This is a genomic window from Acinetobacter sp. CAU_H_29a_1 (assembly GCF_058599505.1).
Genome location: NZ_CM178655.1, coordinates 3,367,462 through 3,381,919, shown reverse-complemented (window position 1 = coordinate 3,381,919; position 14,458 = coordinate 3,367,462). Strand labels below are relative to the sequence as shown.

The 14,458-nt window shown below is 42.3% G+C and carries 14 protein-coding genes and 2 pseudogenes; 7 read left to right on the top strand and 9 right to left on the bottom strand.

Annotation, left to right across the window (positions count from 1 at the left end):
* Positions 1-10 precede the first annotated feature (10 nt).
* From AC4MDD_RS16945 to AC4MDD_RS16920, 6 genes are all read left to right on the top strand, one after another.
* Positions 11-547, top strand: a complete 537-nt coding sequence (locus AC4MDD_RS16945; RefSeq protein ID WP_004684422.1) for a F0F1 ATP synthase subunit delta — start codon at positions 11-13, stop codon at positions 545-547.
* A 44-nt stretch (positions 548-591) separates the two neighbouring features.
* Entirely contained in the window at positions 592-2,136 is a 1,545-nt protein-coding gene (atpA, locus tag AC4MDD_RS16940) for a F0F1 ATP synthase subunit alpha (protein WP_004684423.1), read from the top strand.
* A gap of 88 nt (positions 2,137-2,224) precedes the next feature.
* Positions 2,225-3,094, top strand: a complete 870-nt coding sequence (gene atpG, locus AC4MDD_RS16935; RefSeq protein ID WP_005401891.1) for a F0F1 ATP synthase subunit gamma — start codon at positions 2,225-2,227, stop codon at positions 3,092-3,094.
* Between the two features lie 26 nt (positions 3,095-3,120).
* Positions 3,121-4,515: a F0F1 ATP synthase subunit beta gene (gene atpD, locus AC4MDD_RS16930; RefSeq protein WP_004684425.1), complete on the top strand. Its 1,395-nt coding sequence runs from the start codon at positions 3,121-3,123 to the stop codon at positions 4,513-4,515.
* A 26-nt stretch (positions 4,516-4,541) separates the two neighbouring features.
* Complete coding sequence (locus tag AC4MDD_RS16925) at positions 4,542-4,961, top strand: F0F1 ATP synthase subunit epsilon (RefSeq protein ID WP_058868679.1); 420 nt, start codon at positions 4,542-4,544, stop codon at positions 4,959-4,961.
* A gap of 356 nt (positions 4,962-5,317) precedes the next feature.
* Complete coding sequence (locus AC4MDD_RS16920) at positions 5,318-5,638, top strand: hypothetical protein (protein ID WP_491882059.1); 321 nt, start codon at positions 5,318-5,320, stop codon at positions 5,636-5,638.
* 31 nt (positions 5,639-5,669) lie between these two features.
* Here the strand turns inward: AC4MDD_RS16920 and AC4MDD_RS16915 are convergent, their stop codons facing one another.
* From AC4MDD_RS16915 to AC4MDD_RS16890, 6 genes and pseudogenes are all read right to left on the bottom strand, one after another.
* Positions 5,670-6,605, bottom strand: coding sequence for a hypothetical protein (locus tag AC4MDD_RS16915; RefSeq protein WP_491882058.1), 936 nt, complete (start codon positions 6,603-6,605; stop codon positions 5,670-5,672).
* An 81-nt stretch (positions 6,606-6,686) separates the two neighbouring features.
* Positions 6,687-7,150, bottom strand: a pseudogene (locus AC4MDD_RS16910) (ATP-binding protein).
* A 90-nt stretch (positions 7,151-7,240) separates the two neighbouring features.
* Complete coding sequence (locus tag AC4MDD_RS16905) at positions 7,241-7,831, bottom strand: PM1805 family lipoprotein (RefSeq protein ID WP_491882057.1); 591 nt, start codon at positions 7,829-7,831, stop codon at positions 7,241-7,243.
* A 134-nt stretch (positions 7,832-7,965) separates the two neighbouring features.
* Entirely contained in the window at positions 7,966-8,340 is a 375-nt protein-coding gene (locus AC4MDD_RS16900; protein WP_491882056.1) for an RcnB family protein, read from the bottom strand.
* A gap of 198 nt (positions 8,341-8,538) precedes the next feature.
* A complete protein-coding gene (locus AC4MDD_RS16895) occupies positions 8,539-9,084 on the bottom strand; it encodes a glutathione peroxidase (protein WP_004984048.1) in 546 nt (181 codons plus the stop codon).
* A gap of 123 nt (positions 9,085-9,207) precedes the next feature.
* A complete protein-coding gene (locus AC4MDD_RS16890; protein WP_279702185.1) occupies positions 9,208-9,762 on the bottom strand; it encodes a PM1805 family lipoprotein in 555 nt (184 codons plus the stop codon).
* 335 nt (positions 9,763-10,097) lie between these two features.
* Here AC4MDD_RS16890 and AC4MDD_RS16885 point away from each other — a divergent pair, with 335 nt between their 5' ends.
* Complete coding sequence (locus tag AC4MDD_RS16885; RefSeq protein WP_087013942.1) at positions 10,098-11,018, top strand: DMT family transporter; 921 nt, start codon at positions 10,098-10,100, stop codon at positions 11,016-11,018.
* A 399-nt stretch (positions 11,019-11,417) separates the two neighbouring features.
* Here the strand turns inward: AC4MDD_RS16885 and tsaC are convergent, their stop codons facing one another.
* The 3 genes and pseudogenes from tsaC to AC4MDD_RS16870 all read right to left on the bottom strand — a co-directional run bounded on the left by tsaC (position 11,418) and on the right by AC4MDD_RS16870 (position 14,342).
* Entirely contained in the window at positions 11,418-11,987 is a 570-nt protein-coding gene (tsaC, locus tag AC4MDD_RS16880) for an L-threonylcarbamoyladenylate synthase type 1 TsaC (protein WP_148826928.1), read from the bottom strand.
* A 45-nt stretch (positions 11,988-12,032) separates the two neighbouring features.
* Positions 12,033-13,165 (bottom strand): annotated as a pseudogene (gene dprA, locus AC4MDD_RS16875) (DNA-processing protein DprA).
* A 22-nt stretch (positions 13,166-13,187) separates the two neighbouring features.
* Positions 13,188-14,342: a LysM peptidoglycan-binding domain-containing protein gene (locus AC4MDD_RS16870; protein WP_491882055.1), complete on the bottom strand. Its 1,155-nt coding sequence runs from the start codon at positions 14,340-14,342 to the stop codon at positions 13,188-13,190.
* Positions 14,343-14,458: the final 116 nt, after the last annotated feature.

Genomic DNA, 14,458 nt, shown 5'->3' with positions numbered 1-14,458 from the left:
GAGGCGGATTATGGCTGAACTCTTGACGTTGGCACGCCCGTACGCTAAAGCAGCATTTGCTTACGCTTCTGAGCAAAATGCAACTGACTCTTGGTCATCTGCATTGAACTTGCTCAGTGCTGCGGTGCAAGACGAAGCATTTTCAGCTTTCTTAACTCGCCCTGAGCTTACTCCTGCTGAGCAGGTAAGTCTTTTTGCAAAAGTATTAGGCGAAGACCAAACTGCAGCAGTGTCAAACTTTTTGACATTGCTTGCTGAAAACAACCGTTTGGTGCTTCTTCCTGAAATTTCTGCTGAATACGAGCAGCTCAAATCACAGAATAACAATACTGTGGATGTAGTGATTGAATCTGCATTCCCATTGACTTCTGTACAAGAACAATTACTTGCACATGCTTTAGAGAAAAAATTCGAAGCTGCGGTAAATGTTTCTGTAGAAGTTAAACCAGAGCTTATTGCTGGTGTTGTTATTCGTGCAGGCGACCAAGTGATAGATGATTCTGCGCTTAACAAGCTAGAAAAAATGCGGACTCGTCTTCTTGCTTAATTGCATATGAAGACTGAACTTTAAAAAGATTGAGGTATAGCGCAATGCAACAACTGAATCCATCCGAGATCAGTGCGCTCATTAAACAGCGTATCGGCGATCTGGACACCAGCGCGACCGCTAAAAACGAAGGGACCATTGTTATGGTTTCCGACGGTATTGTGCGTATTCACGGCCTTGCTGATGCAATGTACGGTGAAATGATCGAATTCGACGGCGGCTTATACGGTATGGCACTGAACCTAGAACAGGATTCAGTGGGCGTCGTTGTTTTAGGTAACTACTTAAGCCTTCAAGAAGGTCAAAAAGCGCGTTGCACAGGTCGTGTATTAGAAGTTCCGGTTGGTCCAGAACTTTTAGGCCGTGTAGTAGATGCTTTGGGTAACCCAATTGATGGTAAAGGCCCAATTGATGCAAAATTAACTGATGCTGTTGAAAAAGTAGCACCAGGCGTAATTTGGCGTCAATCAGTGGATCAACCTGTACAAACTGGTTATAAATCAGTAGATACAATGATCCCTGTAGGCCGTGGTCAGCGTGAGTTGATCATTGGTGACCGTCAAACTGGTAAAACAGCGATGGCGATCGATGCAATCATCGCTCAGAAAAACTCTGGCATTAAATGTGTATACGTAGCTATTGGTCAAAAACAATCGACTATTGCTAACGTTGTGCGCAAGCTAGAAGAAACTGGTGCTATGGCGTATACCACTGTTGTAGCAGCAGCTGCAGCCGATCCAGCAGCAATGTTGTACTTGGCTCCATACTCTGGTTGTACAATGGGTGAATACTTCCGTGACCGCGGTGAAGATGCACTAATCATTTATGATGATTTGTCTAAGCAAGCTGTTGCTTACCGTCAAATTTCATTGTTATTACGTCGTCCACCAGGTCGTGAAGCGTATCCAGGTGACGTATTCTATCTTCACTCTCGTCTTCTTGAGCGTGCTTCGCGCGTTTCTGCTGACTACGTTGAGAAATTCACGAATGGTGAAGTTAAAGGCCAAACTGGTTCATTAACTGCATTACCAATCATTGAAACTCAAGCGGGTGACGTATCTGCATTCGTACCAACGAACGTAATTTCGATCACTGACGGTCAGATCTTCCTTGAAACATCATTATTCAACGCAGGTATTCGTCCTGCTGTGAACGCGGGTATCTCTGTATCTCGTGTTGGTGGTTCAGCGCAGACTAAGATCATCAAAAAATTGTCTGGTGGTATCCGTACTGCTTTGGCGCAATACCGTGAATTGGCAGCGTTTGCTCAGTTCGCTTCTGACCTTGATGAAGCAACTCGTAAGCAACTTGAACATGGTCAACGTGTAACTGAATTAATGAAGCAAAAACAATATGCTCCATATTCAATTGCTGACCAAGCTGTTTCAATTTATGCATCTAACGAAGGCTACATGGCTGACGTTGAAGTGAAGAAAATCGTAGACTTTGATGCTGCGTTAATCTCTTACTTCCGTTCAGAAAATGCTGCGTTAATGCAAAACATCGATGAAACTGGTGATTACAACAAAGACATCGAAGCTGCAATCAAAGCAGGTATTGAAAGCTTTAAAGCGACTCAAACTTACTAATTTCAACTTCAGTTGGATTTAGTTTTGGTTTGGTTCACGGATCAACCTTCGAGGGCTCGAAAGGGCCTTCGAATACTAGGTTAAGCGTATGGCAAATTTAAAAGAAATTCGCGCCAAAGTAGCTAGTATCAAAAGCACGCAGAAAATTACTCGCGCGATGCAGATGGTAGCAGCTTCTAAGATGCGTCGTGCGCAAGAGCGCATGGCTCAAGGCCGTCCGTATGCCGAAAATATGCACCGTGTAATTGCTCACTTGGTTCAAGCGAATCCTGAATACAAACACCGTTATATGGTTGAACGCCCGGTTAAGCGCGTTGGCTATATCATTGTGTCTTCAGATCGTGGCCTTGCTGGTGGTTTGAACATTAACTTATTCAAAAAAGTGGTTAAACACGTACAACAGCAACAAGAGCAGTCAATTGAAGTTCAATTTGCTTTAATTGGTCAAAAAGCGGTTTCGTTTTTTAAAAACTACGGCGGTAAAGTGCTGGGTGCTACGACAAATGTCGGTGATACACCAAGCCTTGAACAGTTATCTGGTTCTGTACAGGTGATGTTAGACGCATTTGATAAAGGCGAGTTAGATCGTATTTATCTTGTGTCAAACGGCTTTGTCAATGCCATGACTCAAAATCAAAAAATCGAACAACTTGTTCCTTTAGCAACTGCTGAAGAAAACAAGACCCTTAACCGTCAATACGGTTGGGACTATCTCTATGAGCCTGAAGCTGAAGAGCTTTTAAATGGCTTATTGGTTCGTTATATCGAGTCTGTGGTATATCAAGGCGTGATCGAAAACATCGCGTGTGAGCAGTCAGCTCGTATGGTTGCAATGAAAGCTGCAACGGACAACGCAGGTGATTTGATCAAGAGCCTACAACTTATTTATAACAAGCTGCGTCAAGCCGCGATTACTCAGGAAATTTCTGAGATCGTTGGTGGTGCCGCTGCCGTTTAACATTATTTTGAATTGAGGAGACAGCAATGAGTAGCGGTCGTATCATTCAGATCATCGGCGCGGTTATCGACGTCGAGTTTGAACGTAACAGCGTTCCTAAGATCTATGACGCTCTCCACGTTGATGGCACTGAAACTACATTAGAAGTTCAGCAACAACTTGGTGATGGCGTAGTTCGTACTATTGCAATGGGTTCTACTGAAGGCCTTAAGCGTGGTTTGAACGTAACGAATACTAACGCTCCAATCTCTGTACCAGTGGGTACAGCGACTTTGGGTCGTATCATGGACGTTCTTGGTCGCCCAATCGACGAAGCTGGTCCAGTTGCGACTGAAGCGCGTTTGCCGATTCACCGTCAAGCACCTTCTTATGCTGAACAAGCAGCTTCTACTGACCTTTTAGAAACTGGTATTAAAGTCATCGACTTACTATGCCCGTTCGCTAAAGGTGGTAAAGTTGGTCTGTTCGGTGGTGCCGGTGTTGGTAAAACTGTAAACATGATGGAGTTGATCAACAACATCGCTAAAGCGCACTCAGGTTTATCTGTGTTCGCTGGTGTTGGTGAGCGTACTCGTGAAGGTAACGACTTCTATCACGAGATGAAAGACTCAAACGTTCTAGACAAAGTAGCAATGGTCTACGGTCAGATGAACGAGCCACCGGGTAACCGTTTACGCGTAGCGTTGACTGGTTTGACCATGGCTGAGTACTTCCGTGACGAGAAAGACGAAAACGGCAAAGGCCGTGACGTACTATTGTTCGTAGATAACATCTACCGTTATACACTAGCAGGTACTGAAGTATCAGCACTTCTAGGGCGTATGCCATCTGCAGTAGGTTACCAGCCTACACTTGCAGAAGAGATGGGTGTTCTTCAAGAACGTATTACATCGACTAAGTCTGGTTCGATTACGTCAATCCAAGCGGTATACGTACCTGCCGATGACTTAACAGATCCATCGCCTGCAACGACATTTGCTCACTTAGACGCAACTGTAGTATTGAGCCGTGACATCGCATCTTCTGGTATTTACCCAGCGATCGATCCACTTGACTCAACTTCTCGTCAGTTAGATCCACTTGTAGTGGGTGCTGAGCATTACGAGATCGCTCGTTCAGTTCAAAACGTTCTTCAACGTTATAAAGAATTGAAAGACATCATCGCGATTCTTGGTATGGACGAACTTGCAGAAGAAGATAAGTTGACTGTTTACCGTGCGCGTAAAATCCAACGTTTCTTCTCTCAACCGTTCCACGTAGCTGAAGTGTTTACTGGTGCTCCTGGTAAACTTGTACCGCTTAAAGAAACGATTCGTGGCTTTAAAGGTCTTTTAGCTGGTGAATATGACCACATTCCAGAACAAGCGTTCTATATGGTTGGTGGTATTGACGAAGTAATTGCTAAAGCTGAGAAACTTTAATTAGTTACCTAATTTAGGAGATTCTCATGTCGACTATGCAGTGTGATGTTGTAAGTGTTCAAGAGTCTTTGTACTCTGGCACTGTAACGATGCTAATTGCTAAAGGTGCTGGTGGTGAGTTAGGTATTATGCCTGGTCACGCGCCACTAGTAACTTTACTCAAGCCGGGTACAATCCGTGTTCTGCTTGAAAACGGTACAGAAGAGTTAATCTATGTATCTGGTGGTGTTCTAGAAGTTCAACCGCATGTTGTTACGGTTCTTGCAGATACTGCAGTCCGTGCAGAAAACTTAGATGAAGCAGCAATTCTTGAAGCGCGTAAACACGCTGAACAATTGCTTGCGAATCAAAAGAGCGACTTGGACTCGGCTGCTGCTTTGGCTGCTCTTGCAGAAACTGCTGCTCAGTTGGAAACCATCCGCAAAATCAAAAACCGCGCTCAATAAGAGATGGTTTGAGATTAAAAAAGCCACCGAAAGGTGGCTTTTTTTATGTCTGTTGGTGAAAATGCGTCAATTGCTTATTTCATGATGAGTTTGTTGGTTTCTTAGTTGTCATTGTTCAAATGGACTGGATTGGTCTGCTGCATACATGCAATCTTTGTTTTGCATGATAGTGCTTCGTCTTTTAACTGTACGCTGGCTTGTAGAATACTTTGAATACTCAATTTTTGAAACTCATCTGAACCAGCGCTCCTATGCTTGATATATTTCGTTTAGCAGGGGCACGACTATCTAAAGTTGCATATCTTTTATTCAATAGAGGTTATATTTTGAAAGCTTCTCTGTGAGGGTAGATGAAGATGAACCTGATTGCGCATGAATCCCACTTTTGGGAACTTTACCAAGATTTTGAGCATTATTATCTGAGTATTGCAGTCGACATGAGCTCAGTGGTGTCGTGTTGGGACTTGGTACTGACTTCAGAAGAAATATTGCAATATGAACATCGGGGTCGCGCGTGCATTCAGGAGCTGACCAAAGCCATGATTGAAGCAGCTTATAAGGGTGATTTTTCAATGATGGAAGCACGTTTAGCCAAGCCATATGAGCGTCACGCCATGCAAAAGGCTTTTAAAGAATGGTTAGCACAGAGCAAAACTCAGGAACAGTCTTCGTTTTGATGAGGTATGAGCTCAAAGGATTGTTTTAAATTTATTTCAAAAAGCTTTGACGTAATTGGCTGCACATCATGCGGCTAACGCTATTGTGCTGCGTCTCAATCAGCTTTTTGATTTGCTCAACTTGAGGTTTATCTTCAGGAATCACAATCTCTGGATCGATTTCGATATCCGAATTGGACATGGTATTGGACGGCTGTGCAAGCAAATTTGAAGATGGGTGTTCGGCATGCCAAAGCTGTGTTTCGAGTGACATGATGTACTTATATTCATCGGTATTGGGGTTAAACCGCTTATATAGTCTCAGGTCTTGCATTGCATCTTGACGGCTTCGATCAGGCATATCTGTTTCGACTTCCAACCATTCAGAGATAACTGGATGAATTTCATGTTGCATCAGTTGGTAATAAAGCCAATCGCTGAGTAGGCTATGATCGATGTCAGACAGATAAGGGCTGTTGTGTTGCAGCAATTGTTGTAAGTGTTCGAGAACCAAAATTTCTTGCTTTTGTAAAGCATAGCGCGCTTCAGCATCAAATTGTTGGTATTCTTCGGCTGGAATTTCAGTGAAATGTTGTTGTTCAACGAAGGCATCTACAATATGCGTTTGAAATAAGTTATTCCATTGTTCTAGCGCATGAATTTCGAGCTGTTGTAGCTCTTTAAACGCTTTGCTTTGATAGCGGCTGAGTTGCAGGCGCTGAATATTTTGCTGGTTGAGTTCAATTTTTTGTTTGATGTATTCAGTATAAGCGCTTTGTTGTTTGGGGCTGACAGGGCTTGTAACATCTACCAAAAGTAACTGCTGCTGTTGTTTGTATTTGAGCCAATCCTGAATACGTTGAACTTCTTTATGCTCTTTAGAAAAAAACTGGGTTAAGTGTGGCGTGGTTTTTTCAGGCATTAAAAAGTGCATCCCGCCAAAGACGATGATTGCTAAACAGGCGATCACAAGAATGACTTTTTTCATTATAAAAAGGTTTTTCTGTGTTTCTTATTTGTACATGGTAGCCTAAAAATGAGAAATAGTTAATGTTTTTTCATTAACGCTTCAAATCTGTATGGGTGAAATTGAAAATTCGCCTTGCCCGAGAATACGAACTTTATACAGTGCATCAAAGCCTTCAGCATAGTGTGGTGGCTCAAATTTTTGAGCGGTGGCTCTGATTCCGACTTCAGGAATGCAGGCTTTACCTTCACGTAAGTGGTTGCGTTCAAGTGCACCTTTAAGCTCAGTCTCAAAGAAATAGCCTACAATTTCAAAGCCTGAAGCCTGAAGCCTGAAGCCTGAAGCCTGAGCACTGGCATATAACGGGCCCGATCGGCTGGCGTAGGGTTAGTGTTATCAATCACCATTTTGGTTTTTGAGGCCAGTCCTGCTTCAAAAATGAGTTTTTCACGATGCCGTGTTTTCAGCATGTCGAGGTTGATGCGCAAATGGCTATGTGCCAAATTCAACAGATAATAGCTCGATTTCCCCGAAGCTTGGATGCCCATAAAAATAATCAGCTGGATGTGTGAAATCGTGCCTCAATCAAATTAGGAGAAAATGGTTGCAGTCATTTTCTCCTACTCTATTGCTGAAAGCACCAGTATTTAAATGTTTTAAGATTGGTTTGTGTTTGAGCTATCATTCTCAGCTTGCTGAGGAATCATCATTGAAGCCAATTTCAACATTTCAGATTGGATCGTGCCCATTTGCTGTTGCATCTTTTTAAAGTCGACTTGGCTAAAATCCACCTGTCCATTTAAAAAAGGTGAAGCTAAGACTTGTTGGTTGGCAGACAGTAATTTTTCACGGATATCATTGATTTCTTGGGTTTTAAGATTCAGGCCATTCAAGGCATTATTGAAACCTGTGAGCTGTTGTTGTAAAGCTGTCGCGGCGTGTTGCAACTGTTGCTGATCGTGCTGTTCAATTGCGGACTGCAAGTCACTTTGGGTTTCTTGCAGCTGAGTGACATATTCGCCTGCTTTTAATTGCATATCTGCCACATCACGCACGATATAGAGCATGTTGCCACTTTTCAGTTCAGCTTTTTCAGGGCTTTGTGTATTCGCTGATTGGTGTTGCTCAGATGACTCAGTCTGGATGTCTTGCTGATTCGGCTCTGTTGCTTGCTCACAGCCAATGAGTAGGATGCCTGAACTAAACAGTGCAAAAGGAAGAACTAAGTTTTGTAAAAGCTTTTTCATCATCAAATCAATATTGGGCTATGTGTTTTTTAATATAAGGGCAAAATGTGTAGATAAAATGCTGGGTTTCAAAGTCATAACAAAACTTTTTAAAACAAAAAAAGAGTGCCTGAGCACTCTTCATTTACAGCAGTTTAACCAGCAATGATTTTAATAATGGAGTGATTGCGAATGTCTGTCAGTACATAGTCGCCATTCACTTTAATCCACTGTTGGTTTTTACCGGGTTTGCTGAGTTTTTTGTATTTTTGGTGATCTACTTTATAGGCATTGCTATGGTAAGCGCTTGGGAGTTTTTGACCTGCTTTCCAGTCTTGAGATGGACGGTTGGCTTTTTTGACAGTGGCATGGGTTGGTTGTTGATGTCCATTCGATGTGTGCTGTTGCGCATGTCCATGTGACTGAGCTGCTTGATGTTGCTGATGTTGTTCTTGTGATGCTGCTAGTGCAGGCAGGGCAATCAATGCGGTTGAGATAGATAAAACTGCTGCTTTTATAAATGTATTCATGAGCTTCACTTCGGATTGTCTTGAGCGGATAGATGCATCATAGAGTGAAGTGTTTGATTGATCGTGAATGAAATGTTGTAAAATTATCAAAATAAAGAAGAAATCATGAAGATCGAACCGATTCGAGTGTCATTACTCATTTAAAAAAATAAAATATAAGCAGCCGTTAAATTCGACTGCTTATAAACAGCTTCAGGCTTATTTGGCCAATTCGGCATTGATGGCATCGACAATACGCGGATCATTGGCCGTAATGTCCGGTGCAAAACGCGCAACCACTTCGCCATTTTTATTGATTAAGAATTTCTCGAAGTTCCACAGCACTTCAGGTGGTTCATTCGGTGTTAAACCATAGTCTACCAAATCTTTCCACCAAGGGCCTTCACCAATACGTTCAGGCACCGCTTGGGTGAGCGTTTCATATAACGGATGCTTATCATCCCCTGCGACCGAGATTTTTGAAAAAAGCGGGAAATCTACTTGATAGTTTAAGGAGCAGAATTCTTGAATTTCAGCATCTGAACCCGGTTCTTGAGCCAAGAAATTGTTGGCAGGAAAACCTAGAATCTCTAAACCCTGTGATTTTTTGTCTTGATAGAGTTTTTCTAAACCTTCGTACTGCGGTGTGAGGCCACATTTAGATGCCACATTCACCACCAAGAGAACTTTACCTTGGTATTGGTTTAAGTTGATGTCTTCGCCCTGAATGGATTTGACAGGAATGTTATAAATCGAAGTGCTCATTTGCGTGTCCTTATACGATGTGCATTTTATTGTGTTGGAAGCGTTCGACAAAGTCACGCCCATTTGCGGATTGATCGCAACAAAAAAGCAAGCCGAGGCTTGCTTTAAAGAGTAGGGAGGTCATTAAGATGCTGGAGCTGCTTTGACTTTCGCTTCTAAAGCCGTTACGTCAGCAATGATCGATTTCTGCAATTCAGTGGCTTTGTTTTGTAGTTCGGTGATTTTCGCGCTATCTGGCGTTGTTTTTGTACTTTCTTTGGTGAGTTCTACACCCAGATCATTGGCGTCCTGCATTTTTTCACGTAAAGCATCTACTTCAGCACTTTTTAAGGTTAAGGCATCTAATTCATCATTAAATTGTTTCACATAGGTTTCTGTTTTTTCAACCATGGCTTTAATTTGAGCGGGATCCTTTTTCTCTAAGGTTGCACTCACTTCTTTTTGAAACGCGGCGGCTTCTTGAGCTTTGGCATTCGATAGCGTTTGTACGGCTAACAAATCGGCTTGAATATCGGCAATATTGTTATTGCTGTGATTAGCAACAATAGTGGTTGCTTCGGTTGAGGTCGCTTCAGATGTAGACGTCGTTTGTTCAACGGCTGGCTCAGTTCCTTTTTTTTCGCACGCAGCCAAAGTAAGTGTGGCCATACAAACTGTGGTTAAAAGTAACTTTTTCATAACGACATCCTTCTATCGGGAAATATGTTTTTGTAGGCCAGAGTCTAAGAGCAATGACCAATCAATTAAAAAATACGTTCGCTAGAACAGTATCAATACGATGCAGAGATCGTTGACATTGTTCTATGGTGTTTTTGTAGAGTGAAGCTGCTGAAATGCATCAATTTATTGAAATGTATAGTTTTATTTTATCTTAATATTATGTTTTTTATGAATTTTATATTTTAAGATAAATGTATCAATTATGTGTGATACCCAAATGATATTCGAATAAATCATAAAAATGTTTTACCATTTATTTAAATTTTGCAAACAAAAGTTAAACGGGAATAAGAATGAGTACCACACCACAACGTATGTATTGGGCTTTGAGTCTCCCTATCATTGCCGTACTCATTTGGTCGATCAATATTGTCGTTACGCGTTATGTAGCAGATTTCATTTCGCCAGTCAGTATTAGTTTTTATCGGTGGTTCTTTGCCTTCATTCTGTTAACACCTTTTGTCGTGCGACCTTTATGTCGGCAGTGGGCATTAATCCGAGCGCATTTGGGTCAGTTGGCAGTGCTAAGTGCATTTGGTCTGGTGTTGTATCAGGGCTTAGCCTATACCGCTGCGCACTATACGACTGCGACCAATATGGGACTGATTAATGCCTTTATTCCGATCTTTACCATTTTTGTTTCTCTGCTGATTTTAAAAGATATTCCAAATCGTTTTGCGATGATCGGGAGTATTTTATCTTTTGCAGGTTTGGTTTATATCATTGGGCAGGGCAATCTTGCGGGCTTAGTTCAATCGGGTGGGCATTTGGGTGATGTCCTGATGGTGGTTGCGGTATTCTTCTATGCCTTTTATGGGGTGTTTTTGAAAAAGTGGCAATTGCAAATTCCCTTGATGTTGAGCCTCTATGTGCAGATCTTTTTTGCACTGCTTTACCATTTACCTTTTATTGCCTATTTCGGTCTCGATTCAATCAATAGTCAAAATGCGGCAAGTGTTATGTATGCCAGCATTTTCCCTTCCTTAGTTGCCCCTTTACTATGGATGTTGGCCATTACCCATTTAGGGCCGAATCGAACCAGTATTTTTATGAACTTGATGCCGGTCTTTACCGCAGTGATTGCCTATGTCTGGTTGAAAGAGGCGTGGACGGTTTATCATACGGTCGGTGGAGTGGTCATTATCTGTGGTATTTTACTTGCACAGCGTAAAACAGCATTAAAAACGCCACCTTTAGCAAACTCGATGGATTGATATTGATTAAAAAATAATCATTTAAATTATTTTTTTAATAGAATAATTCATTAATAAGTTAATTTATTAATGCCATTTTAGATGATGAATGTATTTAATGTATGCAAAAGCTGATTAAAAATAGGTAGATAATTTGAATTATATTTTAATTATCTCCATTAATCAGCGTTTTAACGCTGTTTTTAATATAAAAAATCTATTTGTTTAGAAAAGCAATTTGCTACATAATACGCGCATTGCAAACTTAGGCCAATGTCAAAACGGGCATTAAGTGTTTGCTCATCAGTTTTCAGACCCTCTGGATGTGATTACACATCCTTTTTTATGCTCAGCCATCCCTATATGGCTGAGCTTTTTTTTGTCTATTTTTCAGTAAAAATCCTGAGAAAGAGCACGCTTTTAAGCACGAATCACTGCGCCAGTTTCGGCATCGAGTATGCGACTCGGTTCTTGGCTCAAGCCTAGGTCACCATTCAGATAATTGACCTGTTGGGCAAAGTAGTGGTTGGCATCTTGTAGTGAACGGGCAGGTGATAATCCAGCGGGGTTGGCACTGGTGGAAACAATAAAGCCTTGAAAGGCATTGCAAAGCGCCACACAAATCGGATGTGTGGTTACCCGTACAGCAACTTTAGGGTGATTGCCTTTAATCCATGTCGGAATGTGTTCATTCGCTGGTAGTAACCACGTGGTTGCGCGTTCTGATGGACTGCGATCACTCCAACTCTCGATCACTTGCTGGCGGATGTGGGGATCTAAATGTTCTAAAAGTGGTTCAACTTGAGCAATTTGCCCAGCCAGTAAAATCACCCCTTTTTCAATCGGGCGTTGCTTGATCTGTAAAATATCTAAAAAGGCCTGTTCGTTATACGGATCACAGCCTAAACCCCATACTGCTTCTGTTGGATATGCTAAAACTTGACCTTGTTTTAAACATTGCGCCGCTTCAGTCACAGAGGTGGTAATCATTACACTTTGTACCTTTTATTGATTCATAAAGGGTTATTGTGAACCTTATTGGCTGGAACGGCAACGCAGATAATTGCCAGCTTGTTGTTGTGCAAGCCCCAAAATTTCCAGTTCCATTAACTGGCTGGTGAGTGTGGCAATATCGGTGTTAAGTTTGAAATTAAGTTGATCCATATTTTGTCCCACCCAATCCAGTTGATTATAAAGTTTGAGTAAATCAGATGGGATCTCAATACTAGCACTTGGGGCGGTTTCTTGTGACTGAGATTGGCTATGCCATTGAGTGGGGAGTGCCAAGTCTTCAATGATTTGCTCAGGATGATCAACCAAAATCGCCCCTTCTCGGATTAGTTGATGACAACCTTGATGGTGTTCACTGTAAATATGACCGGGAATCGCAAAAATTATCTTGCCTTGTTCAGCAGCAGATTTGGCTGTACCAAGAGAGCCACTTTTGAGTGCAGCTTCTGCAACCACAACCCCTAAACTCAATGCACTGACGATGCGGTTGCGCCGTGGAAAATTATGTTGTAAAGGCGGTGTATGTGGTAAAAATTCAGTAATGATACAGCCATTATTTTCTAATATTTGCGTACGCAGGGCTTGATGTTGGGAAGGGTAAGTGAGATCTAAGCCCGTGCCCATCACCGCAATGGTACGTTGATATTTTAAGCCGCCCTGATGTGCCGCTGCATCAATGCCTTCAGCCAAACCACTGCAAATATAAAAGCCCTTTTCAGCGAGGTAATAGGCAAAGTCATAAGCCACTTGTTTGCCGTGTGGACTGGGTTTTCGACTGCCGACGATAGCAACTTGAGGTTGTAATAGGCTTTGTGGATTACCTTGACCAAATAAAATCGGTGGCCGGTCAGAATAAGGAAGCAGCTGCGAGGGATAATGACTTTCAGTATCCAGCAAAATAAAATCACAACTGGCTTGGACGTCATGCAGTAAAGCTTGCAACTTGGCTTGGCCAGCAGGTGTCTGGATTTCTACGACACGTTGTAGATGGCTTTTGTGTAAGCCGAGATTTGGCCAGATCTGAAGATTGGAGGCAGCGACAGCTTTTGTGCTTGTGCCAAAATGACGCTGTAGTTTTTGAAAGCTTGAAAAGAATGCTGAACTAAATACCACAGGGTGATTGTTGCAATCTGTTCATGTGATAAAGAGTTCAGCATGTGTACACCTTAAGGCCGTGGATTATTCATCGACCACAGAGGGAGAAAGTTTCGCACCCAAGTTCATTGGCAGTTCGCTGTCGAGCACATAAGCATAACTGACACGGTCAAAGGTTTTAAAGACCATGATGTTGCCGATACGCTCCGTTGGAAGGGTCAGTTTTTCATTGGTTTTTGGATCACGAATTTCTTGCCCCTTTTGACTAACCGAGAACACATAACCCGATTGAACGCCGTCCATTGTGCCACGGTCAATGGTTACAACCGAATGCTTCGCAGCTAGACCAATCGAACCTTGAACACGAATCACTTGTCCACCCCCAGTCACATCTTGTGCATGTGTCGGGTAGAACAAGGTTGGAAGCATGGCGTCGTATTCAGGCAGTACGCGATAACCACGACGTACTTCAGAATTATACGAATCTGTGATTTCTAAAGTGGACATGTCATTTTCACCACGAATGGCAATGGCTGAAGCAACCTGAGTTAATTCTAGACCTAGATTTTGTTTTTTGCCCTCTGCATCCGTCACAATGTATGGTTCGCCTTCACGGTAAATCGCGTAGCGTTGACCGACTTCAATGCCTTGGCCACGTGCATAAACGGTTTGCCCTTTACCTGCAATCACACGCTGATCGGCAGCACCAACGATATACGGTGTACCTTCCAAAGATTCCTCTGAAAGAATAGTGCTGTGTTCAAGCCAGTTTTTAATGTATTCCAGTGGAATGACAGGAATGGCATTGTTTAAAGACTCAACGCGTGCTTGAGGTTGAAGTTTAGTGCCGCCTGTATAACGACGAATGATCCCTTCACAGCCATCACCTTCGTCTTTACCAATAATTGGACGACCTTCATAGGTACACATCAATAAACGGTCACCTGGGAAAATCCAATGCGGATTTTTGACGTGTCTATTGCTGGCCCAAATTTCAGGCCAACGTACAGGATTGTTTAGAAAACGTTTAGAAATATCCCACAGGGTATCGCCTTTTTTCACCACATAAACATTCGGTGCATTGGCTTTTAAAGCAGGTGGATTGTAATTTCGTGTAGGCGCCGCTTGAGCTGTTGAAATGACGCCTGCGCCAACACTTACGCAAACCGCAAGTGCTAACATGTGTTGCTTAAACCCCAAGGCACTAAAAGATGGCATGCCCATAAAAACCTTTTTCATTATCATAATTCCTAAAATTATGTATGTAGTTGCGTTATAATAACGATATTACACACATTTTTTTGATCAAGCATTCCCTTCATTTGGTTTTTTGATCAATGGCATAATTGAGGACG

Excerpts from the sequence above, each read along its gene's own strand:
- AC4MDD_RS16925 (WP_058868679.1), top strand. The coding sequence starts at position 4,542 with ATGTCGACTATGCAGTGTGATGTTGTAAGTGTTCAAGAGTCTTTGTAC.
- AC4MDD_RS16885 (WP_087013942.1), top strand. The coding sequence starts at position 10,098 with ATGAGTACCACACCACAACGTATGTATTGGGCTTTGAGTCTCCCTATC.
- tsaC (WP_148826928.1), bottom strand. The coding sequence starts at position 11,987 with ATGATTACCACCTCTGTGACTGAAGCGGCGCAATGTTTAAAACAAGGT.
- AC4MDD_RS16915 (WP_491882058.1), bottom strand. The coding sequence starts at position 6,605 with ATGAAAAAAGTCATTCTTGTGATCGCCTGTTTAGCAATCATCGTCTTT.
- AC4MDD_RS16900 (WP_491882056.1), bottom strand. The coding sequence starts at position 8,340 with ATGAATACATTTATAAAAGCAGCAGTTTTATCTATCTCAACCGCATTG.
- AC4MDD_RS16905 (WP_491882057.1), bottom strand. The coding sequence starts at position 7,831 with ATGAAAAAGCTTTTACAAAACTTAGTTCTTCCTTTTGCACTGTTTAGT.
- AC4MDD_RS16920 (WP_491882059.1), top strand. The coding sequence starts at position 5,318 with ATGAACCTGATTGCGCATGAATCCCACTTTTGGGAACTTTACCAAGAT.
- atpG (WP_005401891.1), top strand. The coding sequence starts at position 2,225 with ATGGCAAATTTAAAAGAAATTCGCGCCAAAGTAGCTAGTATCAAAAGC.
- AC4MDD_RS16890 (WP_279702185.1), bottom strand. The coding sequence starts at position 9,762 with ATGAAAAAGTTACTTTTAACCACAGTTTGTATGGCCACACTTACTTTG.
- AC4MDD_RS16870 (WP_491882055.1), bottom strand. The coding sequence starts at position 14,342 with ATGAAAAAGGTTTTTATGGGCATGCCATCTTTTAGTGCCTTGGGGTTT.
- atpD (WP_004684425.1), top strand. The coding sequence starts at position 3,121 with ATGAGTAGCGGTCGTATCATTCAGATCATCGGCGCGGTTATCGACGTC.
- AC4MDD_RS16945 (WP_004684422.1), top strand. The coding sequence starts at position 11 with ATGGCTGAACTCTTGACGTTGGCACGCCCGTACGCTAAAGCAGCATTT.
- AC4MDD_RS16895 (WP_004984048.1), bottom strand. The coding sequence starts at position 9,084 with ATGAGCACTTCGATTTATAACATTCCTGTCAAATCCATTCAGGGCGAA.
- atpA (WP_004684423.1), top strand. The coding sequence starts at position 592 with ATGCAACAACTGAATCCATCCGAGATCAGTGCGCTCATTAAACAGCGT.